The sequence below is a fragment of the Klebsiella indica genome, from assembly GCF_005860775.1.
Lineage (GTDB): Bacteria > Pseudomonadota > Gammaproteobacteria > Enterobacterales > Enterobacteriaceae > Klebsiella > Klebsiella indica.
Map to the genome: position 1 here is coordinate 201,323 of NZ_VCHQ01000011.1, position 23,515 is coordinate 224,837.

Sequence of the window (23,515 nt, forward strand, 5' to 3'; positions counted from 1 at the left end):
GGCTCTGCAAGTCACGCCACAGACTCGTGAAATATTCTCCGCCGCTTTCCTCCATGTAAGTGTGTGAAAGGCTGTTTTGACGTTGGCGTTTGGGCTATGCTATGCCGATCTGAAATAACACATCCATTGGCTACATTTTGTAGCTGTTATTGAAAACAGGACCACTGGCTGCCATGCAAGAGCAATACCGCCCGGAAGAGATAGAATCGAAAGTCCAGCTTCACTGGGACGAAAATCGTACATTTGAAGTCACCGAAGACGAGAGCAAAGAGAAGTATTACTGCCTGTCGATGCTTCCATATCCTTCTGGCCGACTACACATGGGCCACGTGCGCAACTACACCATCGGCGACGTTATTTCCCGTTACCAGCGTATGCTGGGTAAAAACGTGCTGCAGCCTATCGGCTGGGATGCGTTTGGTCTGCCTGCGGAAGGCGCGGCGGTGAAGAACAACACCGCCCCTGCTCCGTGGACCTATGACAACATCGCCTACATGAAAAATCAGCTGAAAAAGCTGGGTTTCGGCTATGACTGGAGCCGGGAAGTGGCGACCTGCACCCCGGAATACTATCGCTGGGAGCAGAAGTTCTTCACTGAGCTGTATAAAAAAGGTCTGGTGTATAAAAAGACCTCCGCGGTGAACTGGTGTCCGAACGATCAGACCGTTCTGGCGAATGAGCAGGTTATCGACGGCTGCTGCTGGCGCTGCGATACCAAAGTTGAGCGCAAAGAGATCCCGCAGTGGTTTATCAAAATCACCGCCTATGCAGACGAACTGCTGAACGATCTGGATAATCTGGATCACTGGCCTGATACCGTTAAAACCATGCAGCGCAACTGGATCGGTCGTTCCGAAGGGGTAGAGATCTCCTTCGATGTCAACGAATATGCCGACAAGCTGACCGTATACACCACCCGCCCGGACACCTTCATGGGTTGCACCTACCTGGCCGTGGCGGCGGGCCACCCGCTGGCGCAGCAGGCGGCTGCCGGGAACCCCGCGCTGGCGGCGTTTATCGACGAATGCAAAAATACCAAAGTAGCCGAAGCGGATATGGCGACGATGGAGAAAAAAGGCATTGATACCGGCTACAAAGCGATTCATCCGCTGACGGGCGAAACCATCCCGGTGTGGGCGGCGAACTTCGTCCTGATGGAGTACGGTACCGGTGCGGTAATGGCTGTTCCGGGCCACGATCAGCGCGACTATGAGTTTGCCAGCAAGTACGGACTGAACATCAAGCCGGTTATCCTTGCCGCTGACGGTAGCGAACCGGATCTCTCCGCTCAGGCGATGACCGATAAAGGCGTACTGTTTAACTCTGGCGAGTTCAGCGGTCTGGATCATGAAGCAGGTTTCAACGCCATCGCGGATAAGCTGGCTTCCCTCGGGGTGGGTAAACGTAAAGTCAATTACCGCCTGCGCGACTGGGGCGTTTCCCGTCAGCGCTACTGGGGCGCACCGATCCCGATGGTCACGCTGGAAGACGGTACCGTGCTGCCGACGCCAGAAGATCAACTGCCGGTGATTTTGCCGGAAGATGTCGTGATGGACGGTATCACCAGCCCAATTAAAGCCGATCCTGAGTGGGCGAAAACCACCGTTAACGGCCAGCCTGCGCTGCGCGAAACCGACACCTTCGATACCTTTATGGAATCGTCCTGGTACTACGCGCGCTACACCTGCCCGCAGTATGATCAGGGAATGCTGGACCCGAAAGCGGCGAACTACTGGCTGCCGGTCGACATTTACATTGGCGGTATTGAGCACGCCATTATGCACCTGCTCTACTTCCGCTTCTTCCACAAACTGATGCGCGATGCCGGTATGGTTAACTCCGACGAACCGGCTAAACAGCTGCTGTGCCAGGGGATGGTACTGGCGGATTCCTTCTACTACGTCGGAGAAAACGGCGAGCGTAACTGGGTTTCACCGAAAGACGCGCTCGTTGAGCGCGACGAGAAAGGCCGGATCGTGAAAGCCAAAGACGCCGCAGGCCATGAGCTGGTGTATACCGGCATGAGCAAGATGTCCAAGTCGAAAAATAACGGTATCGATCCGCAGGAGATGGTTGAACGTTACGGCGCGGACACCGTTCGTCTGTTTATGATGTTCGCCTCGCCGGCGGATATGACGCTGGAGTGGCAGGAGTCCGGCGTGGAAGGGGCCAACCGCTTCCTGAAACGCGTATGGAAACTGATCTATGAACACCTTGCCACAGGCGATGTCGTTGCGCTTGATGCAAACGCATTGAGCGAAGATCAAAAAGCGCTGCGTCGCGACGTACACAAAACCATCGCCAAAGTGACCGATGATATTGGTCGCCGTCAGACCTTCAATACCGCGATTGCGGCAATTATGGAGCTGATGAACAAACTGGCGAAAGCGCCGCAGGAAAACGAACAGGATCGTGCGCTGATGCGGGAAGCCCTGCTTGCCGTGGTGCGAATGCTCAACCCGTTCACGCCGCATGCCAGCTTTACCCTGTGGCAGGAGCTGGGCGGTGAAGGCGATATCGACAACGCGCCGTGGCCGGTCGCGGATGAAAGCGCGATGGTTGAGGACACCACGCTGGTCGTGGTCCAGGTCAATGGTAAAGTACGTGGTAAAATTACCGTTGCGGTGGATGCAAGCGAAGAGCAGGTGCGTGAGCGTGCAGCCCAGGAACATCTGGTGGCGAAATATCTCGACGGTGTGACCGTGCGTAAAGTGATTTACGTTCCGGGTAAACTGCTCAATCTGGTCGTTGGCTAAGCGCGGGAGGAAGCGTGCGATATCTGACAACATTGTTGTTATCTCTGGCGGTGTTTATCACTGCGGGTTGCGGCTGGCATCTGCGTAGCACTACGCAGGTGCCGAGTGCCATGCAAACCATGATCTTCCAGTCTAGCGATCCAAATGGTCCACTCAGTCGCGCGGTCCGGAATCAGTTGCGTTTGAATGGCGTCGAGCTGCTCGATGCCAGCACGCTACGCCAGGATGTTCCCTCCCTGCGTCTGGAGTCATCGTCTATTCAGAAAGATACGGCGTCTATTTTCCAGGATGGTCGTACCGCGGAATATCAGATGGTGATGACGGTAAAAGCCAGCGTGCTGATCCCGGGCCATGATATCTATCCGATTACCACTACCGTCTACCGTTCGTTTTTCGATAACCCGCAGGCGGCGTTAGCGAAAGATGCTGAGCAGAGCATGATTATTAAGGAAATGTACGACAAAGCGGCAGAGCAGTTGATCCGTAAGCTGCCGAGCGTACAGGTTGCGGATAGCGAAGCCACAAAAGCGGATGCGAAACCGGTCAAGGCGACCTCAACATCCTCTGCCTCCGGCAACCGTCTCTCCACCCCGTCGGGTAACTGATGATTCGGTTGTACCCGGAACAGCTCCGCGCGCAGCTCACTGAAGGGCTGCGCGCGGCCTATTTGCTGCTTGGCAACGACCCGCTGCTGTTGCAGGAAAGCCAGGACGCTATACGCGAAGCCGCTACCGCTCAGGGCTTTATCGAACACCATACCGCCACGCTTGATGCCAGTACCGACTGGTCTGCCCTTTTCTCGCTCAGTCAGGCAATGAGCCTGTTTTCAAGCCGTCAAACGCTGCTGCTGATATTACCGGAAAACGGTCCCAATGCGGCCATGAACGAACAGCTGGCTACGCTTGTGGGTATGCTGCATGAGGATTTATTGCTGATCGTTCGCGGCAATAAACTGACAAAAGCGCAGGAAAATGCCGCATGGGCGACAGCACTTACCAGCCGGGCGGTGCAGGTCAGCTGTCAGACGCCGGAGTATGCCCAACTGCCGCGCTGGCTCGCCGCGCGCGCGCAGCGTCATGATCTGCAGCTTGATGACGCCGCCAGCCAGCTTCTGTGCTACTGCTATGAAGGTAATCTGCTGGCCCTGGCACAGGCGCTGGAGCGTCTGTCGCTACTGTGGCCGGACGGGAAACTCACCTTACCCCGCGTTGAGCAGGCAGTGAACGATGCGGCGCATTTCACGCCTTACCACTGGGTCGATGCGCTGCTGGCGGGCAAAAGTAAGCGCGTCCTGCACATACTGCAACAGTTGCGTTTAGAAGGCTGCGAACCGGCCATTCTGCTACGGACCCTGCAGCGTGAACTACTGCTGCTGGTACAGTTGAAACGACAATCGGCCCATACGCCACTGCGCGCGCTGTTTGATAAGCATCGGGTATGGCAAAACCGGCGACCGCTGGTCAGCGACGCGCTCAGCCGCCTCAGCGCCGACCAGCTACGCCAGGCCGTCACTTTATTGACCCGTGCGGAACTCACCTTCAAGCAGGATTACGGGCACGCCGTCTGGCCCGAACTGGAAAGTCTCTCTTTGTTGCTCTGCCACAAGGCGCTGGCAGACGTTTTTATTGATGGTTGATATGAATCAATTACAGGCGATGTACGGTGGCACCTTCGATCCGGTGCATTACGGTCACCTTAAACCGGTAGAAATTCTGGCCAACCAAATCGGCCTCAATAAAGTCATCATTGTGCCGAATAATGTGCCGCCACACCGTCCGCAGCCCGAAGCCACCAGCGAACAACGTCTACGTATGCTGGCGCTGGCTATTGCCGACAAACCGCTGTTTATTCTGGACGAGCGCGAACTTGAGCGCGATACGCCGTCATACTCCGCGCAAACTCTGCGCGAATGGCGTCAGGAACAGGGGCCGAAGCGGCCGCTGGCTTTTATTATTGGTCAGGATTCGCTGCTTACCTTTACCACCTGGCATGACTACAGCAGCATTCTTGATCATGTTCATTTGATCGTTTGTCGTCGCCCTGGTTACCCGTTAACCATGGCGAACGCGCAGGATCAGCGCTGGCTGGATAAGCATCTCACCTATGACGTCGAAAGGCTGCATAACCGCCCGGCGGGCGTTATCTACCTGGCTGAAACGCCGTGGTTTGATATTTCGGCGACCATTATTCGCCAGCGCCTTGAGAACGGTGAATCCTGCTCAGATATGCTGCCGGAAGCCGTACTTGACTATATCCGTGAGCAAAAACTCTATTGCTAACCCGGAAACAGGAGACGTCGTTCAGACTCCTGTCAGGGAGGTCATCATGAAATTGTGGTTGGTTCGTCATGGAGAAACCGAGGCTAACGTCGCGGGCCTCTATAGCGGGCATGCGCCCACATCGTTAACCAAACGTGGTATCAGTCAGGCCAGAACGCTGGGGCAGCGGCTACAGGACGTTCCTTTTCAGCACGTGTTCTACAGTGAACTTGAGCGTACTCAGCATACGGCCAGCCTGCTACTTGGCGAGCGAGATATCCCCTGTCAGGCTTTTCCTGAACTCAATGAGATGTTCTTTGGCGACTGGGAAATGCGTCATCATCGCGATTTACAACGTGAAGATGCGGAAAATTACGCTGCATGGTGTGCAGACTGGCAGCATGCGGCACCAACCAATGGCGAAAGTTTTCAGGCATTTGCCCGGCGAGTTTCCGGTTTTACCGCTACCCTTGCACAATATCGGCAACTTGAGCATCTGCTGATAGTCGGTCATCAGGGGGTTCTTAGCCTGTTAATTGCCCTGTTGCTCGACATGCCGTCGGCGGCTATGTGGCACTTCCCTGTTGAACAAGGCGCATGGAGCCTTGTCGATCTGCAGCCTGATTTCGCTACGCTGCGCGTACTAAATAGCCAGGCCGTCTGGCTGGCGGAAGAAGAATTGCGCGCAGACCATTGACAGAGCAAAGCAGGCTGTTATTCTCCGCAGCCAGGCTGCATCAGCCATTTGAACGTTGCAGAAATTGTTTTACAAAAATGGCGATGCAATCATCGGTGATGGATGGGATGATAGCCGCCTTCACCGCCTGTTTACCGCCATTTAGCCCCGGAAACATTCGTGTTGCATAAAGGCGGCGACAGAACGAAAAATGCGCCTGGAACGGATTTGAACGCAGCCTGCAGCAGCCGATTAAGACGAGGTTCGGGAATGTCCCGGGTCACCGCAACCAGCGCCCATGCTGCATGAAATATGATGGTTATATCCCGACGTTGCCACCCGTTCGGGTATACTAGCGAATTGTTTATTGTTATCACTCTTCACACACCCAGGGGGAACTCTTGCAGGGTAAAGCACTCCAGGATTTTGTTATCGACAAAATTGATGACCTGAAAGGTCAGGACATCGTTGCCATTGACGTACATGGCAAATCCAGCATTACAGATTGCATGGTTATCTGCACCGGCACATCCACGCGCCACGTGATGTCCATCGCCGATCACGTTGTCCAGGAGTCGCGCGCCGCCGGTATGCTGCCGCTGGGCGTTGAAGGCGAAGCCTCTGCGGACTGGATTGTTGTGGATCTTGGCGACGTTATGGTTCACGTCATGCAGGAAGAGAGCCGTCGTCTGTACGAGCTGGAAAAACTCTGGAGTTAATGCGTGAAGCTGCAGCTGGTGGCCGTTGGCACCAAAATGCCGGATTGGGTTCAGACCGGCTTTAGCGAATATCTGCGCCGTTTTCCAAAAGATATTCCGCTCGAACTGGTGGAAATCCCCGCCGGCAAACGCGGCAAAAATGCCGATATCAAGCGCATTCTTGAAAAAGAAGGCGAAATGATGCTGGCGGCCGCAGGCAAAAATCGCATCGTCACCCTGGATATCCCCGGGAAACCGTGGGATACGCCGCAACTGGCGCGTGAACTGGAACGCTGGAAACAGGATGGCCGCGATGTCAGCCTGCTTATCGGCGGCCCGGAAGGTCTTTCACCCGCCTGCAAAGCAGCGGCGGAACAAAGTTGGTCGCTCTCAACGCTCACGTTGCCTCATCCGCTGGTTCGCGTACTGGTGGCTGAGAGTCTCTATCGGGCGTGGAGCATTACCACCAACCACCCATACCACCGTGAGTAATGATGACCATGGCAGACTAAGCAGCGAATGAAATTACAGAATTCTTTCCGCGATTATACGGCTGAATCCTCGCTGTTCATGCGCCGGGCGCTGGTCGCTTTTTTGGGGATTTTACTGCTTACCGGCGTGCTGATCGCCAACCTCTATAACGTGCAAATTGTGCGTTATACCGACTATCAGACACGCTCAAACGAAAACCGCATCAAGCTGGTGCCTATTCCACCGACCCGCGGCATTATCTACGATCGCAACGGCACGCCGCTGGCAATTAATCGTACCATTTACCAACTGGAGATGATGCCGGAAAAGGTCGACAACGTTCAGCAAACGCTGGATGAGCTGCGCGACGTTATCGATTTGACCGATGACGATGTGGCGAACTTTAAAAAAGAGCGCGCGCGCGCCCATCGCTTCACCTCCATTCCGGTGAAAGTCAACCTTAACGAGGTTCAGGTCGCCCGTTTCGCGGTTAACCAGTACCGGTTTCCCGGCGTTGAAGTCAAAGGCTATAAACGTCGCTACTATCCCTATAACTCCGCCCTGACCCACGTTATCGGCTACGTCTCGAAAATTAACGATAAAGACGTCGATCGTCTGGACAAAGAGGGAAAGCTGGCTAACTACGCCTCAACGCACGACATTGGAAAGCTGGGGATTGAGCGCTATTACGAAGATATCCTGCATGGTCAGACGGGTTATGAAGAGGTCGAGGTTAACAACCGCGGTCGCGTGATTCGCCAGCTCAAAGAGGTTCCTCCGCAGGCGGGGCGCGATATCTATTTAACGCTCGACCTGAAACTACAGCAATATATCGAAACGCTGCTCGCCGGTAGCCGCGCGGCCGTGGTCGTGACGGACCCGCGTACCGGCGCCATCCTCGCGCTGGTCTCGACGCCCAGTTACGATCCCAATCTGTTCGTTGATGGCATCTCCAGTAAGGACTATTCCGGGTTACTTAACGATCCAAACACGCCGCTGGTCAACCGCGCCACACAAGGGGTTTACCCGCCTGCATCGACGGTTAAGCCATACGTCGCCGTGTCGGCGCTCAGCGCCGGCGTCATTACCCGCAATACCAGCCTGTTCGACCCCGGCTGGTGGCAGCTCCCCGGCTCGGAAAAACGCTATCGCGACTGGAAAAAATGGGGCCACGGTCACCTGAACGTCACTAAAGCGCTGGAAGAGTCCGCCGATACCTACTTCTATCAGGTCGCCTATGATATGGGTATCGATCGTCTGTCGGAATGGATGAGCAAATTCGGCTATGGTCACTATACCGGCGTTGATCTGGCAGAAGAGCGTTCCGGCAATATGCCAACCCGGGAATGGAAGCTCAAGCGCTTTAAAAAGCCCTGGTATCAGGGCGATACCATCCCTGTCGGCATCGGTCAGGGCTACTGGACCGCCACCCCCATTCAGATGAACAAAGCGCTGATGATTCTGATTAACGATGGCGTTGTTAAAGTACCGCACCTGCTGCAAAGCACGATAGAAAACGGCAACCCCGTTCCCTGGGTGCAGCCACATGAACCGCCGGTGGGCGATATTCATTCTGGTTTTTGGGAAATCGCTAAAGACGGAATGTTTGGCGTAGCCAACCGTAACAACGGGACCGCGCATAAATATTTCGCCAGCGCGCCATATAAAATTGCCGCCAAATCGGGCACCGCTCAGGTCTTTGGCCTGAAAGCCAATGAAACCTATAACGCGCACAGAATCGCCGAACGCCTGCGCGACCATAAACTGATGACCGCGTTCGCGCCTTATAACAATCCCCAGGTTGCCGTTGCCATTATTCTTGAGAACGGCGGCGCGGGCCCGGCAGTGGGGACCATAATGCGCCAGATTCTCGATCATATTATGCTGGGCGATAACAACACCAATCTGCCGAATGAAAATCCGGCAGTGACGGCTGGAGAGGATCAATAATGACCGATAGTCCGAACAAAAAATCGCTCTGGGATAAAATTCATATCGATCCCACTATGCTGCTTATTCTGCTGGCGCTGCTGACCTACAGCGCACTGGTCATCTGGAGCGCCAGCGGTCAGGATATCGGTATGATGGAGCGTAAAATCGGCCAGATTGCCATGGGTATCGTTATCCTGATCGTCATGGCGCAAATTCCGCCGCGAGTCTATGAAGGTTGGGCCCCCTACCTTTATATTTTATGCATTATCCTTCTGGTGGCGGTTGATGCCTTCGGCGCTATCTCCAAAGGGGCGCAACGATGGCTCGATCTGGGGATTGTCCGTTTCCAGCCCTCGGAAATCGCTAAAATTGCAGTCCCCCTGATGGTTGCACGCTTTATTAACCGCGATATTTGTCCGCCGTCGTTAAAGAATACCGCCATCGCACTGGTGCTGATTTTCCTGCCGACGCTGCTGGTGGCTGCCCAGCCCGATCTCGGGACCTCCATTCTGATTGCGCTGTCCGGCCTCTTCGTGCTGTTCCTGGCCGGTCTGAGCTGGCGTCTGATCGGAATTGCCGTCGTGCTGGTGGCTGCCTTTATTCCGATCCTGTGGTTCTTCCTGATGCATGATTATCAGCGACAGCGGGTGATGATGTTACTCGATCCGGAAACCGATCCACTCGGCGCCGGCTACCACATTATTCAGTCGAAAATCGCCATTGGTTCCGGTGGACTGCGCGGTAAAGGCTGGTTACATGGCACTCAGTCGCAGCTGGAGTTCTTGCCAGAACGTCATACGGATTTTATCTTTGCCGTCCTGGCGGAAGAACTGGGGTTGATCGGCGTGCTGGTTCTGCTGGCATTGTATATTTTGCTTATTATGCGCGGTTTATGGATTGCCGCCCAAGCGCAAACCACCTTTGGCCGGGTCATGGCCGGTGGTTTAATGTTGATTTTATTCGTTTATGTCTTCGTAAATATTGGTATGGTGAGTGGTATTTTACCCGTGGTGGGGGTACCTTTGCCGCTGGTGAGCTACGGGGGCTCTGCCCTAATCGTATTGATGGCCGGGTTTGGTATCGTCATGTCGATCCATACTCACAGAAAAATGTTGTCGAAAAGCGTTTAAGGGGTTCGCGATGCGTAAGCAATGGCTGGGGATCTGCATAGCAGCAGGGCTGCTGGCGGCATGTTCGGGTGAAGACGTTCAACAGAAAACGGTCAGCACTCCGCAGCCGGCCGTTTGCAATGGCCCAACGGTGGAAATCGGCGGTGTCGAGCCGCAGTATGAAACGCCCAATGCAACGGCGAATCAGGATTATGAACGCGATGGTAAACGCTATACCATCGTCCGGGATCCGTCTAACTTTACCCAGGCCGGTTTCGCAGCGATCTATGACGCCGAGCCCAACAGCAATCTGACCTCATCCGGCGAGGTTTTTGATCCTACCCAGCTCACTGCCGCCCATCCCACGCTGCCGATCCCAAGCTACGCGCGGATCACCAACCTGGCGAACGGGCGGATGCTTGTGGTTCGTATCAACGATCGCGGGCCTTACGGTACCGATCGCGTCATTTCGCTTTCACGTGCAGCCGCCGATCGGCTGAATACCTCGAATAACACCAAAGTGCGTATCGACCCGATCGTCGTCGCGCCAGACGGCACGCTTTCCGGTCCGGGTACGGCTTGTACCACCGTCGCCAAACAGACTTACGCCCTGCCCGCCCGTCCTAATCTTGATGGCGACGGCAGCGCGGTGAGTAACCCGCCTGCGCAAACGGATGTTCACGCCATCAGCAATGCGACGCTGAAGCCAGTCGACACGACTGGCGCCCCCGTCAACAGCGGCGGATTTCTTGGCGCGCCAACGCCGCTAAATAGTGGCGTGCTGGAAAGCAGTGAACCGGCCATACAAACTGCGCCGATTACCGCACCGGGTTCAGTACAAGGCAGCGTAGCGCCTGCAGCGGCGGCCACCGCCGCAGTGACGCCGACGGCGACAAGCACCAGCGGCGATGTCGTCGTACAGGTTGGCGCCGTCAGCGATCAGACCCGGGCGCTGCAATATCAGCAGCGCTTGAGTCAGCAGTTCTCCGTTCCAGGACGCGTTACGCAAAACGGCGCGATATGGCGTATTCAGCTAGGCCCATTCAGCAGCAAAGCACAGGCCAGCGCCATTCAACAGCGCCTGCAAAGCGAGGCGCAACTGCAATCATTTATTACTCGCGCCAACTAAATGCGCCGGCGATAGCTATCCTCTTCATTGCGCATGAAAAAGTCATTAACAAAGTCATGCGTAATGTCGGGTGTTGCCCCGCAATGCATTTGCTATAGTAAGGCACTTTTTTAACTTCATCACGGATACCGTTGTACAAACCATGAAGACCTCTTTTACCGCTCGTTTACTTGTTACCGCGCTCTCCGTGGCAGCGCTGTCCTCAGTCGCCCGCGCCGATGATCTGAATATTAAAACCATGATCCCAGGCGCCCCGCAGATTGATGCCGCATCCTGGATCCTTATCGATTACAACTCAGGCAAGGTACTGGCGGAAAACAACGCCGATGCCCGTCGCGATCCCGCAAGTCTGACCAAAATGATGACCAGCTACGTTATTGGTCAGGCCATGAAGGCGGGTAAGTTTAAAGAGTCCGATCTGGTCACCATCGGAAACGATGCGTGGGCGACCGGAAACCCGGTCTTTAAAGGTTCCTCGCTGATGTTTCTTAAGCCTGGCATGCAGGTACCGGTTTCCCAGTTGATTCGCGGTATCAACCTGCAGTCAGGCAACGACGCCTGTGTCGCAATGGCCGATTATGTCGCCGGTAGCCAGGATGCCTTCGTTAACCTGATGAACAACTACGTTAACGCTCTGGGCCTGAAAAATACCCACTTCCAGACCGTTCATGGCCTTGATGCGGATGGCCAGTACAGCTCGGCACGCGATATGGCGCTTATCGGCCAGGCCTTGATCCGTGATGTGCCAAACGAATACGCCATCTACAAAGAAAAAGAGTTTACTTTCAATGGCATTCGCCAGCTCAACCGTAACGGCCTGCTGTGGGATAACAGCCTCAATGTTGACGGTATCAAGACCGGTCATACGGACAGAGCGGGCTATAACCTCGTTGCTTCCGCAACCGAAGGCCAGATGCGCCTGATCTCTGCGGTCATGGGTGGGCGTACCTACAAGGGGCGCGAATCCGAAAGCAAAAAACTGCTGACCTGGGGTTTCCGCTTCTTCGAAACCGTTAATCCACTTAAGGCCGGTAAAGAATTCGCCTCCGAACCCGCCTGGTTTGGCGATAGCGATCGTGCCTCTCTCGGCGTGGATAAAGATGTTTACCTGACAATCCCGCGTGGTCGAATGAAGGACCTGAAAGCGAGCTACGTCCTGAATAATGCCGAACTACACGCCCCACTACAGAAAAATCAGGTGGTCGGCACCATTAATTTCCAGTTAGATGGCAAAACTATCGATCAGCGTCCGCTGGTGGTACTGCAGGAAATTCCGGAAGGGAATTTCTTCAGTAAAATCATTGATTACATTAAATTAATGTTCCATCACTGGTTTGGTTAAAAATCGAACACTTGAAAGTGTGATTTTCGTCGCCATATACTAAGAATCCTGATAACTCCCACATGACATCGTGGGAGTTATTATTTTTTGTCGTAACACCGGAGCTGACATGAAAACCAAACTTAACGAACTGCTTGAATTCCCTACGCCTTTTACTTACAAAGTCATGGGGCAGGCGTTGCCGGAGCTGGTTGACCAGGTGGTTGAAGTGGTACAGCGCCATGCACCAGGTGATTACTCTCCGACGGTAAAACCCAGCAGTAAAGGCAACTACCACTCAGTGTCGATTACTATTAACGCCACGCATATTGAACAGGTAGAAACCCTGTACGAAGAACTGGGTAATATCGACATCGTACGAATGGTGCTGTAAATCTTTTCCCCGACCCGGCCTCCGTGCCGGGTCAATCTCTTTATTTCGCTGTGATATACTCCCCCCTACTCAAGTCATTTTCTCCGCGGAGATGTTGTTTTGCAGCACAATAAAATTCTCATCCGCCAGCTTGGCCTGCAGCCTTACGAACCTGTCTCGCAGGCAATGCATGAGTTTACCGACACCCGCGATAGCGCGACATTGGATGAAATCTGGCTGGTAGAGCATCACCCGGTGTTTACTCAGGGTCAGGCGGGAAAAGCTGAACATGTCCTTGTTCCCGGCGATATTCCGGTCATTCAAAGCGATCGCGGCGGCCAGGTGACCTATCACGGCCCCGGACAACAGGTGATGTACGTTCTGCTGAACCTTAAACGCCGTAAACTCGGCGTACGTGAGTTGGTTACGCTTCTGGAACAAACCGTGGTGAATACGCTGGCGGAATACGCTATTGAATCACACCCGCGCGCCGATGCGCCCGGTGTTTACGTCGGCGATCAAAAAATCTGTTCTCTGGGTCTGCGTATCCGCAAAGGCTGTTCATTCCACGGTCTGGCGCTGAATATTGATATGGATCTGTCACCCTTTCTGAGAATTAATCCATGCGGTTATGCCGGTATGGAAATGACGCAAATGCGTAAGTGGCTGCCGGATGTCCGCCCGGACAACGTTGCCCCGCGGCTGGTGGCCAATCTGCTGGCATTGCTGAATAATCCGCCTTCTGAGTATATTTCTGCTCGCTAGCGATCGCGTCCCGTTGCTGCGGGGCGTCGTATCTTGCTCGCCATCAGTAAACGGCCGCATTGTTGTCTGCACGGTAGATCCTGAACGGTTTTGTTCACGGGAGATAAATCAGGCGCAAAAAAGCATAAAACAACAACTATTTTACAATTTGCCCGGCAAGCAGGCTGATTTATGCCCCGTATCAATGATATACTGCCTGCGCTTAATTCAAAAATAGTTGATAAATACAACATTTACTTGAATTAACGCGCACGTCTTCGTCACTCGCAACTGGAACACGCACGCTATGAGTAAACCCATTGTGATGGAACGCGGTGTTAAATACCGCGATGCCGATAAAATGGCCCTTATCCCGGTGAAAAACGTGGTAACTGAGCGGGAAGCTCTGCTCAGAAAACCGGAATGGATGAAAATCAAACTTCCGGCTGACTCATCCCGTATTCAGGGGATCAAGGCAGCGATGCGTAAGAATGGCCTGCACTCCGTGTGCGAAGAAGCCTCTTGCCCTAACCTCGCGGAATGCTTTAACCACGGAACGGCAACCTTTATGATCCTGGGCGCTATCTGTACCCGTCGTTGCCCGTTTTGCGATGTGGCGCACGGTCGTCCGGTCACACCCGATGCCAGCGAGCCGCAAAAACTGGCGCAAACCATTGCCGATATGGCGTTGCGCTATGTCGTCGTAACCTCCGTCGATCGCGACGACCTGCGTGATGGCGGCGCGCAACATTTCGCTGACTGCATCAAAGCGATTCGTGAGAAGAGCCCGGCCATTAAAATTGAAACGCTGGTGCCAGATTTCCGTGGTCGTATGGATCGGGCGCTGGAAATTCTTCAGGCGACGCCGCCGGATGTCTTTAACCATAACCTGGAAAACGTACCGCGTCTGTATCGTCAGGTGCGTCCGGGAGCTGACTACAACTGGTCGCTCAAGCTGCTGGAACGTTTTAAAGAAGCGCATCCCGAGATCCCAACGAAATCAGGTTTGATGGTCGGTTTAGGCGAAACAAATGCCGAAATCATTGAAGTCATGCGCGATCTTCGCCGTCACGGCGTCACCATGTTGACGCTAGGCCAGTACTTGCAGCCAAGCCGTCACCACCTGCCGGTAAAACGCTACGTCAGCCCGGATGAGTTCGAAGAGATGAAAGCCGAAGCGATGGCGATGGGCTTTACCCATGCAGCTTGCGGGCCCTTTGTCCGCTCCTCTTATCACGCTGACCTGCAGGCCAAAGGCATGGAAGTGAAATAATTCTGCCCTGCGCGGTAACAGTTGGTTGCATCTTTTCTGGTATCGCGCACATTAATGACAAAAAGAGGCCGCAACGTTCAACGTAGCGGCCTCTTTGTCGACCGGTTGTACCGCCCGACAATGCGCCCCCCGTAACGGGGAACGCACCATTAATTACTCTTTATGAGAAAGCTTCTGTGCAGGTGCTTCTTCATCTGCGCTGGTCTTCTTCACACTATCATCGTCATCGTTCATGGCTTTTTTAAAGCCCTTGATAGCCGAGCCCAGGTCTCCACCCAGCGTGCGTAATTTTTTGGTACCAAACACTAAGATAATCAGTGCTGCGACTACCAGTAGTTTGGTAATACTAATCTCACCCATAGCTAACCTTCTTCTATAATACAAGCTGCGAATACGCCATCATACACGGATACAATTAACGGCTATTTGACGCGCGGACACAATAGCAATCTGTAACAAGGTGAATCAAGCTTTGTTTAAAAAAACATCATAATAGTTGCGGTGGCGCAAAACGACGGTTCTGTAACACCGGCAAGCTTTTTCGTACCTGCTGAAGATAATCAACCGAAAGCTCGGCAAAAATCAACTGCGGCTGCACGGCAGCTCCGGCAAGAGTCGTTCCCATGGGATCAACAATACGGCTCTGACCAATATTACGCGTTCCGCACTCTCCTGCAGCAATAATATAACAGGTTGTATCCAGTGCGCGCGCTGATAACAACGTTGCCCAATGCTGTTCCTTCATTGCCCCTCTTACCCATGCAACAGGGAGCGCCAGTATTTCAGCCCCGCTGAGCGCCAGCGACAACGCCAGTTCAGGAAAGCGTAAATCGTAACAGGTCATCAGCCCGACGCGCATACCATCGACCTCAATGAGCGGCGGGATCTGTCTTCCGGCATCAACCAGCCGGGACTCCTGAATATTGAACGCATCATACAAATGTAGCTTTTGATATTGCGCAATAATCTTCCCTTGTCGTAAAGCCACCAGCGTATTCGTTGCCCGGCCCTCGCCAGAGGGCACATGGAGGGTCAACAACGTGGTCAACGCGTTATTTTCGCTCTCCGTCAGCAGCAACTGTAAAAAGCCGCCATCCAGAGGCTGGGCCGATTTAACCGATAAATCCGCATCATTATCATCCCGCGCCAGTAACGCTTCCGGGAGAACCAGCAGCGCAGCCCCTCGTCCGGCAGCCTGACGCATCATGCCGACGCAGGTCCGCGCATTGACCATCCAGTCCGGCGTAACGGCAAATTGTCCGGCAGCAACAAGCATCTTATCTCTCCCATCCAGTAATCCATAGCCAATATGGTATTTCACGCGCTACACTTGAAAATCAGTATTAATCAATAAACAGAGAACGATCGTGTTGCAACTTCTTTTGGCTGTATTTATTGGCGGCGGCACTGGCAGCGTTCTGCGCTGGTTGTTGAGTATGAAGCTTAACCCCATGCACCATGCTATTCCCCTTGGCACGCTCACCGCTAACCTGCTAGGCGCTTTTATCATCGGTGCCGGACTGGCCTGGTTTAACCGCCTGACGGCGATTGACCCGATGTGGAAACTGCTCATCACCACCGGCTTTTGCGGCGGACTGACGACCTTCTCCACATTTTCCTCTGAAGTTGTCTTTCTGCTACAACAGGGGCGTTTTAGCTGGGCATTGCTGAACGTTCTCGTCAACTTACTGGGCTCATTCGCCATGACGGCTGCCGCGTTCTGGCTGTTTTCTCATGCCGCCAGTCGCTAAAAACCGGTTGTTAAGGTTGCTGACACCGTGGGTTCTTCCGAGCCTTTCCGGCTGCGCTTCACTTACGCAGGATAAGGTAAAATGCAGAGCATACTGATATTTTGGTTTTCCACGACAAGAAAGGCAGGCATAGCCGTCATATGGCAGAAATACGGACATAATCGCTGATACCGATTTGTCATCCGTTCTGAAACAAAAAAACCCGCTAAGCGCGGGTTTTTATATTCTGCTGACGCGTGGCTTAGATAGGCATTACGTTTGCAGCAGAAGGGCCTTTGGCACCGTTAGTGATTTCGAACTCTACACGCTGTCCTTCAGCCAGAGTTTTGAAACCGTTGGACTGGATTGCAGAGAAGTGTACGAATACATCTTTGCTGCCATCTTCCGGAGTAATGAAACCGAATCCTTTGGATTCATTAAACCACTTAACGTTACCTTTAATCTTAGACATCAAAATTACCTTTATATGAAAAAATGGACACTAATACTGTGTCGCTTACCAGTACACCAATTGTGGTACCTTTTGTCCAGCGCAACTTTTCTAAAAAGTGATAAAAGTCTCTATATTTTTCTACAGAGTCCGTTTAGTTGTTGTTTTTCCACAGGACAGACTGCTTATCTCTTTTATTGCTATACCATCGCGAATTAAAACTGGATACGCGCCCAGGCAAAGTAAACGTTACCGTTGTTATACGTACCTGGTATATAGGTCATCTGGAACGTTGCGGGACCGTAGCCAATAGAAGCCAGAGGCAGCACTACCGGAATCGGGATATAGTTCCAGTTATCACGCGCGGTCACGCCAAGAGTATACCCCAGGCCAAGATGGAAATTATCATCAGCCAAAGGACGCCAGGTTTTCTCCCAGCCATAACCGCCAATAGGTTCCCACTTGTTAAAAGAGTCTTTAAAGGCCATCAGATAAATACCGTGCCAGTTCCCCTGCGCGTCCCAGCGGGAAACGCCGAAACCAGCCCCCCACGGGCGCTCGTTATACTTATCTGTTTTTTCTTTGTCATAGGCGAAGCGGGCATGCCAGGTTATCGCCGGAATGTACAGATCGTAGTGCTCAGGCGCATTCCATGTCTGAGCGACATTATCACTTAGCGTGTTATAACCATCACGAAGCGTGGAACTAAACGATGCGTTAGCAGAAGTGGATGCCACTAACAGGCTGAGACATCCAAGAAAAAAACATGTAAATCGACGTAGCATTAACACTTCTCTATTACCAGTACCATGATTAAAGCGAAACAAGATAGCAAAGATAATCTTAATATTACCTTAACGAAGCACGGCAAGCTCTTGATTTCTCCGGTACAAAACTCTGAAAGTCGCCACCTGGCGCATTTTTGCTGCCTATCTCTTCCGCATCTCTTATCGATATTATCAATCTATTCATTGATTTAAATCAGAAATCTTCATCCGTTTTTTAGGCACATTCGCTCACTAAATTTTTCCTCATCTGCATTCATTAGCAGATTATTTTGGTCATGAGTAAAAAGAATGCTTACGTTAGTTGAGATCCTGATTGGTATAGTGGTCATTGTGGGCGTCGCTCGCTATATCATTAAAGGCTATTCCGCCACCGGGGTACTGTTCCTCGGCGGTTTAGTATTGCTTATCGCCAGCGCGCTATGGGGCATAAGATCCTTCCGGACAGTGCAAAGAGTACGGGTTACTCCGCGACGGATATCGTCGAATACGTGAAAATTCTGCTGATGAGCCGCGGCGGCGACCTCGGCATGATGATTATGATGCTGTGCGGTTTCGCAACTTACATGACCCATATCGGCGCCAACGATATGGTGGTGAAACTGGCCTCAAAACCGTTACGCTACATTAATTCCCCGTACCTGCTGATGATCGCTGCTTATTTCGTTGCCTGCCTGATGTCGCTGGCGGTTTCTTCTGCAACCGGTCTCGGGGTACTGCTCATGGCAACCCTGTTCCCGATAATGGTTAACGTGGGTATCAGCCGTGGCGCAGCCGCGGCGATTTGCGCCTCTCCCGCGGCGATCATTCTTTCCCCTACCTCTGGTGATGTGGTGCTGGCCGCCGAAGCAGCCGAAATGCCGCTGATTGACTTTGCCTTTAAAACCACGTTACCTATCTCCATCGTGGCTATTATCAGCATGGCCGTCGCCCACTTTTTCTGGCAACGCTATCTGGACAAAAAAGAAAATGTCGCCCACGAGATGCTCGATGTGAACGAAATCACCACTACCGCCCCTGCTTTTTATGCCATCCTGCCGTTTACGCCAATCATTGGCGTACTCATTTTTGACGGCAAATGGGGGCCGGAACTGCATATTATCGCGATTCTCGTTCTCTGCATGCTGATTACGGCAATACTGGAATTCTGTCGCGGTTTCAATACCCAAAATGTGTTCACCGGGCTGGAGACGGCATATCGCGGCATGGCTGACGCATTTGCCGGCGTCGTCATGCTGTTGGTCGCCGCTGGCGTCTTTGCGCAAGGACTGAGCACAATTGGCTTTATCAGCAGCCTGATCTCTATCGCCACCTCGTTCGGCTCCGCCAGTATTATTCTGATGCTGGTACTGGTTATTCTGACGATGCTGGCGGCGATGACCACCGGTTCCGGTAATGCGCCATTCTACGCCTTTGTGGAGATGATCCCGAAGCTGGCGCACTCTTCCGGCATCAACCCCGCGTACCTCTCTATCCCGATGTTACAGGCCTCTAACCTTGGTCGCACCATTTCTCCGGTTTCGGGCGTTGTGGTCGCTGTCGCAGGGATGGCAAAAATCTCACCGTTCGAGGTCGTTAAACGGACTTCCGTTCCTGTGTTAGTCGGTCTGTTAGTCGTTATCATTGCCACTGAAGTGCTGGTCCCGGTTAGCGTAATCCACTAACGCCGTTCCCCCCGTGAAAAGGTGCCTGCTGGCGCCTTTTTATGCTTTAATTACGCAATATTATTAAAGATCATTTGTCATCAGGAATAAAAATGTTCAGGAAGGATTTCATCGCCATTGCGCTCTTGCTGAGCGCAAGCCAGGTCAGCGCGGAACCGCTGGTCGCAACACAATATGGCGATTTCGACCGCTACGTGCTCGCGCTCTCCTGGCAAACAGGATTCTGCCAAAGCATGCATGACAGAAAACGTAACGAACCGGAAGAGTGTCGTTTACAACAAGAGCGCGACAATAAAGCGGATTTTTTGACCGTACACGGCCTGTGGCCAGGGCTGCCTAAATCTATCGCCGCCCGCGGCGTGGATCAACGCCGATGGATGCGCTTTGGTTGCGCGACACGCCCCATTCCCAACATGCCTGAAGCGCAGGCCGGGAGAAAATGCCAGGCCGCAGAAACCGGGCTGTCGCTGGAAATGGCGAATAAGCTCAACGATGTGATGCCAGGCGCCGGGGGAAGTTCCTGTCTCGAACGCTATGAATATGCCAAGCACGGCGTTTGCTTTGGTTTTAACCCCGACGACTATTTCGCTGCCATGGTTCGCCTGAATGGCGAGGTCAAACACAGCCCTGTGGGGACGTTCCTCGCAAAGCACTATGGGCAAACCGTTAGCCGTGATGATTTTGATGCGGCGGTGGCGCAGGCCTATGGTAAACAGAATGTGAAGGCATTCAAATTAACCTGCCATGGTAACCCCGCCTATCTGACCGAGATGCAAATTTCCATCAAGGCCGCGTCAATCAATACCCCGCTGGCGGTTGATTCATTCTTACCTCAACCACATCCAGGCAACTGCGGTAAGCAATTTGTACTGGATAAAGCGGGGAGCTAACGATATCTCCACTGCGTTATTCCCGTAAAGGCAGCAAATGAGGTGTCATTTGACGCGTCATCATCGATGAATGTGCGTTTAATCACTTCAAACGGCTAACAAGTCTCAGTATGATGGCAGAAGATTAACCCTTGCCCTTTCCGGCGAGGGTTTTCTTTTACGGACAGGTTCCTGGATAACACGGAGTATGCGATGACCAGACCCGCAATCATCATTAATGAACTTGATGCAGAACGCATCGACAGGTTGCTTGAACAACCTGCTTTCGCCAATTCACCGGTGGCGGATACGCTGAACGACGAGCTCGACCGCGCGCAAATGCTGTCTCCGGAAGCCATGCCGCATGATGTTGTCAGTATGAACAGCCGGGTGCGATTTCGTGATTTAACAACCGGTGAAGAACGTATTCGGACACTGGTTTTCCCGGCTCAGGTCACGGACAGCAGCACTCAACTTTCGGTCATGGCGCCGGTCGGCGCAGCCCTGCTGGGTCTCAAAGTCGGGAGCGTCATTCACTGGGAATTACCGGGCGGCACCTCAACGCACCTTGAAGTCCTTGAGCTGCTATACCAACCGGAAGCCGCGGGCGATCTCCATCGTTAATCACTCTGCAGCCTGAGGCGTTTTACGCTTTATCAGAGGATGTATTCACATCCTCTTTCTGCCTGTATCAGGCTATCTGCTTCTTTTGACAACGTTTTAGCTCATCCTTAACCCGTTCTGACAGTTTTGCGACCTGAATGGCACAATATTTTCTTATAATATGCTGATATATATAAATCATTCGGAATACATTGATGCGGCAACGGAGAGGGGTTCCGCGTTTACGCAGGCCATACGACTACCGGGTCAGCAACAGAGGTAAACGCCGCCTGACGCTCCGTAACAGTAAGGCTCAGGAATGGAGCCAGTCAATTCGTGGCCAGCGAAGAAGCCGTGACAAAAATGAAGTCTATCGAAGCAGATGTACAAGGAGGAATACATATGTATAAAACAATCATTATGCCCGTTGATGTTTTTGAGATGGAGCTAAGCGATAAAGCGGTCCGCCATGCGGAGTTTTTAGCCCAGCAGGACGGAATTATCCATCTTCTTCACGTACTCCCCGGTTCCTCAAGCTTCACAATGAGCCGTTTCACCGCTGATCTGCGCCGTTTTGAAGAGCATTTACAGCATGAAGCGGAGAGCCGTCTTCAGACAATGGTCGGGCATTTCAGTATTGATCCCTCGCGTATCAAAATACATGTTCGTTTTGGCAACGTACGCGATATGGTGAATGAACTGGCAAACGAAATTGAAGCAGATGTTGTGGTAATTGGCTCACGCAATCCGTCAATCAGCACTCACCTGCTCGGTTCCAATGCCTCCAGCGTGATCCGTCATGCTCATATTCCAGTCATGGTGGTGAGATAATCTCCTGAGTAAAAAGAGGCTACTCGCGGGTAGCCTCTTTATGACGCAGATGAGCTCTGACTTGCTTCTGAATTATGCCGTTTTCGTGCGAATCAGATAATCGAACGCGCTCAGGGAGGCTTTTGCACCTTCGCCCGTGGCGATAATAATCTGTTTGTACGGTACGGTAGTACAGTCTCCCGCCGCGAACACCCCCCTCACGCTGGTTTCACACTTGGCGTCGACGATGATTTCACCCATACGATTACGCTCAATCGTGCCTTCCAGCCAGTTAGTGTTTGGCAGCAGCCCTATCTGAACAAAGATCCCAGCCAGAGCGACATGGTGTTCATCGCCGCTCACACGATCGCGGTACTGCAGTCCTGTGACTTTACTGCCATCGCCGACCACTTCCGTGGTTTGCGCGTTAACAATGATGTCGACGTTCTTCAGGCTACGCACTTTATCCTGCAGTACCTGGTCGGCCTTCAGTTCCGGGGCAAACTCAAGCAAAGTAACGTGTTCAACCACGCCGGCAAGATCGATCGCCGCTTCCACGCCGGAGTTACCGCCGCCGATAACCGCCACACGCTTGCCTTTAAACAGCGGGCCGTCACAATGCGGGCAGTAGGTTACGCCTTTTGTGCGATACTGATCTTCGCCCGGCACGTTCATGTTGCGCCATTTTGCGCCAGTCGCAATGATCACGCTACGCGCTTTCAGTACCGCCCCGGAAGCCGTTTCAATGTGATGCAGGCCGCCTTCCACCGATGCCGGGATCAGTTTTGACGCGCTCTGGGCGTCAATCACATCCACATCATATTCACTGACGTGGGCTTTCAACGCCCCGGCCAGCTTCTGACCTTCGGTTTTCGGTACTGAGATATAGTTTTCAATATCGACCGTATCCAGCACCTGGCCGCCAAAGCGCTCCCCCATCAGGCCGGTACGAATACCTTTACGCGCGGAGTAAACTGCCGCAGCGGCGCCAGAAGGGCCAGAACCGACAATCAGCACATCGTAAGCGTCACGTTTATTCAGCTCTTCCGCCACACGTTTTTCCGCACCGGTATCCACTTTGGCGACAATCTCAGACAGCGTCATACGACCCTGACCAAATTCCTGACCGTTCAAAAATACCGCCGGTACGCCCATGATGTTACGGTCGGTGATTTCATTCTGGAAAGTCCCGCCGTCAATCGCCGTATGCTTAATACGCGGATTAAGGATCGCCATCAGGTTCAGCGCCTGAACAACATCCGGACAATTATGGCAGGAGAGCGAATAATAGGTTTCAAACGTGAAATCGCCATCAATTTCGCGGATCTGTTCCAGCAGCGTCTGTGCTTCTTTTGATGGATGACCACCGGTCCACAACAGTGCCAGAACTAAAGAGGTGAATTCATGGCCCAGCGGAGAACCGGCAAAGCGTGGCCCCTGTTGTGAACCAGGATTGGTAATCAGAAACGAAGGCTTGCGTACTGGCAGGCTATTCTCTTCTTTGAACGTGACCTTATCTGACAGTTCAGCAATTTCAGCCAGCAGTTCCCTGATTTCTGCCGATTTAGCGCTGTCATCCAGCGTGGCAATCAGCTCAACGGGTTTGGTCAGTTTCTCAAGATAAGCCTTGAGCTGAGTTTTCATCGTAGTGTCGAGCATTTTTAATCTCCTGGGCTTAAAACCTCATCATGCAAGCGGCCTCGTTCAGGCTGCCTGGATGCGCTTGCATCATGATGCTGGAATAAAACGGGTGCGGTGCACCCGCCTTGAGGATTAATTCGCCGGTATTTCTCGTTACAGGAAGGCGAAATCTTATGAATCCCCGGAAGCTTACATCCGTAAGCAACCGGGGTGAGTAAGCGT

General features: G+C 52.9%; 23 protein-coding genes and 1 pseudogene. 19 read left to right on the top strand and 5 right to left on the bottom strand.

The annotated features are described in order from the left end of the window. Positions 1-173: 173 nt before the first annotated feature. From leuS to lipA, 14 genes are all read left to right on the top strand, one after another. Positions 174-2,756: a leucine--tRNA ligase gene (gene leuS / locus FE839_RS10150; RefSeq protein ID WP_138360701.1), complete on the top strand. Its 2,583-nt coding sequence runs from the start codon at positions 174-176 to the stop codon at positions 2,754-2,756. 14 nt (positions 2,757-2,770) lie between these two features. After that, positions 2,771-3,361 (top strand): LPS assembly lipoprotein LptE, encoded by a 591-nt coding sequence (gene lptE, locus FE839_RS10155; RefSeq protein ID WP_138360702.1) that lies wholly within the window; start codon positions 2,771-2,773, stop codon positions 3,359-3,361. Then, positions 3,361-4,392 (top strand): DNA polymerase III subunit delta, encoded by a 1,032-nt coding sequence (gene holA, locus FE839_RS10160; RefSeq protein ID WP_138360703.1) that lies wholly within the window; start codon positions 3,361-3,363, stop codon positions 4,390-4,392. Before lptE ends, holA begins: the two co-directional genes overlap by 1 nt. Next, the gene (gene nadD / locus FE839_RS10165; RefSeq protein WP_171034860.1) at positions 4,385-5,035 is read left to right on the top strand and encodes a nicotinate-nucleotide adenylyltransferase; all 651 of its coding nucleotides are present in this window, start codon (positions 4,385-4,387) and stop codon (positions 5,033-5,035) included. The genes holA and nadD overlap by 8 nt, the downstream gene beginning before the upstream one ends. A gap of 46 nt (positions 5,036-5,081) precedes the next feature. Next, positions 5,082-5,711, top strand: a complete 630-nt coding sequence (locus FE839_RS10170; RefSeq protein WP_138360705.1) for an adenosylcobalamin/alpha-ribazole phosphatase — start codon at positions 5,082-5,084, stop codon at positions 5,709-5,711. A 380-nt stretch (positions 5,712-6,091) separates the two neighbouring features. Beyond that, positions 6,092-6,409 carry a ribosome silencing factor gene (rsfS, locus tag FE839_RS10175; protein ID WP_138360706.1) on the top strand — a complete coding sequence of 106 codons (318 nt, stop codon included), beginning with the start codon at positions 6,092-6,094 and terminating at the stop codon, positions 6,407-6,409. Positions 6,410-6,412: 3 nt separating this feature from the next. Next, complete coding sequence (gene rlmH / locus FE839_RS10180; RefSeq protein ID WP_138360707.1) at positions 6,413-6,880, top strand: 23S rRNA (pseudouridine(1915)-N(3))-methyltransferase RlmH; 468 nt, start codon at positions 6,413-6,415, stop codon at positions 6,878-6,880. A gap of 27 nt (positions 6,881-6,907) precedes the next feature. Next, a complete protein-coding gene (gene mrdA, locus FE839_RS10185) occupies positions 6,908-8,809 on the top strand; it encodes a peptidoglycan DD-transpeptidase MrdA (protein WP_138360708.1) in 1,902 nt (633 codons plus the stop codon). After that, entirely contained in the window at positions 8,809-9,921 is a 1,113-nt protein-coding gene (gene mrdB, locus FE839_RS10190) for a peptidoglycan glycosyltransferase MrdB (protein ID WP_138360709.1), read from the top strand. The genes mrdA and mrdB overlap by 1 nt, the downstream gene beginning before the upstream one ends. Positions 9,922-9,931: 10 nt before the next feature. Next, a complete protein-coding gene (rlpA, locus tag FE839_RS10195; protein ID WP_138360710.1) occupies positions 9,932-11,029 on the top strand; it encodes an endolytic peptidoglycan transglycosylase RlpA in 1,098 nt (365 codons plus the stop codon). Positions 11,030-11,171: 142 nt separating this feature from the next. Further along, the gene (dacA, locus tag FE839_RS10200) at positions 11,172-12,371 is read left to right on the top strand and encodes a D-alanyl-D-alanine carboxypeptidase DacA (RefSeq protein WP_138360711.1); all 1,200 of its coding nucleotides are present in this window, start codon (positions 11,172-11,174) and stop codon (positions 12,369-12,371) included. A gap of 109 nt (positions 12,372-12,480) precedes the next feature. Next, entirely contained in the window at positions 12,481-12,744 is a 264-nt protein-coding gene (gene ybeD / locus FE839_RS10205; protein ID WP_000850547.1) for a DUF493 family protein YbeD, read from the top strand. A 99-nt stretch (positions 12,745-12,843) separates the two neighbouring features. Then, positions 12,844-13,488 carry a lipoyl(octanoyl) transferase LipB gene (lipB, locus tag FE839_RS10210; protein ID WP_138360712.1) on the top strand — a complete coding sequence of 215 codons (645 nt, stop codon included), beginning with the start codon at positions 12,844-12,846 and terminating at the stop codon, positions 13,486-13,488. Between the two features lie 286 nt (positions 13,489-13,774). Continuing rightward, the gene (gene lipA / locus FE839_RS10215) at positions 13,775-14,740 is read left to right on the top strand and encodes a lipoyl synthase (RefSeq protein ID WP_138360713.1); all 966 of its coding nucleotides are present in this window, start codon (positions 13,775-13,777) and stop codon (positions 14,738-14,740) included. A gap of 153 nt (positions 14,741-14,893) precedes the next feature. On the opposite strand, the gene tatE is transcribed toward lipA, so the two are convergent. Both tatE and FE839_RS10225 read right to left on the bottom strand, forming a co-directional pair. Beyond that, complete coding sequence (gene tatE / locus FE839_RS10220) at positions 14,894-15,100, bottom strand: twin-arginine translocase subunit TatE (protein ID WP_138360714.1); 207 nt, start codon at positions 15,098-15,100, stop codon at positions 14,894-14,896. 127 nt (positions 15,101-15,227) lie between these two features. After that, entirely contained in the window at positions 15,228-16,016 is a 789-nt protein-coding gene (locus tag FE839_RS10225; RefSeq protein ID WP_138360742.1) for a deaminated glutathione amidase, read from the bottom strand. Positions 16,017-16,107: 91 nt separating this feature from the next. Between FE839_RS10225 and crcB the strand changes: the two genes are divergently transcribed. Continuing rightward, positions 16,108-16,491: a fluoride efflux transporter CrcB gene (crcB, locus tag FE839_RS10230; RefSeq protein ID WP_138360715.1), complete on the top strand. Its 384-nt coding sequence runs from the start codon at positions 16,108-16,110 to the stop codon at positions 16,489-16,491. Positions 16,492-16,732: 241 nt separating this feature from the next. On the opposite strand, the gene cspE is transcribed toward crcB, so the two are convergent. After that, positions 16,733-16,942 (bottom strand): transcription antiterminator/RNA stability regulator CspE, encoded by a 210-nt coding sequence (cspE, locus tag FE839_RS10235; RefSeq protein WP_004100146.1) that lies wholly within the window; start codon positions 16,940-16,942, stop codon positions 16,733-16,735. A 194-nt stretch (positions 16,943-17,136) separates the two neighbouring features. Then, entirely contained in the window at positions 17,137-17,712 is a 576-nt protein-coding gene (pagP, locus tag FE839_RS10240; protein ID WP_171034861.1) for a lipid IV(A) palmitoyltransferase PagP, read from the bottom strand. A gap of 285 nt (positions 17,713-17,997) precedes the next feature. Here pagP and dcuC point away from each other — a divergent pair. From dcuC to uspG, 4 genes and pseudogenes are all read left to right on the top strand, one after another. After that, positions 17,998-19,370: pseudogene (gene dcuC, locus FE839_RS10245) on the top strand (anaerobic C4-dicarboxylate transporter DcuC). Positions 19,371-19,462: 92 nt separating this feature from the next. After that, the gene (rna, locus tag FE839_RS10250) at positions 19,463-20,260 is read left to right on the top strand and encodes a ribonuclease I (protein WP_138360717.1); all 798 of its coding nucleotides are present in this window, start codon (positions 19,463-19,465) and stop codon (positions 20,258-20,260) included. A 192-nt stretch (positions 20,261-20,452) separates the two neighbouring features. Then, positions 20,453-20,863, top strand: a complete 411-nt coding sequence (rnk, locus tag FE839_RS10255) for a nucleoside diphosphate kinase regulator (RefSeq protein WP_138360718.1) — start codon at positions 20,453-20,455, stop codon at positions 20,861-20,863. 381 nt (positions 20,864-21,244) lie between these two features. Further along, positions 21,245-21,673 (top strand): universal stress protein UspG, encoded by a 429-nt coding sequence (gene uspG / locus FE839_RS10260; protein WP_138360743.1) that lies wholly within the window; start codon positions 21,245-21,247, stop codon positions 21,671-21,673. Positions 21,674-21,745: 72 nt separating this feature from the next. Here uspG and ahpF read toward each other — a convergent pair whose 3' ends face one another. Continuing rightward, complete coding sequence (gene ahpF, locus FE839_RS10265; protein WP_138360719.1) at positions 21,746-23,311, bottom strand: alkyl hydroperoxide reductase subunit F; 1,566 nt, start codon at positions 23,309-23,311, stop codon at positions 21,746-21,748. Positions 23,312-23,515 lie beyond the last annotated feature (204 nt).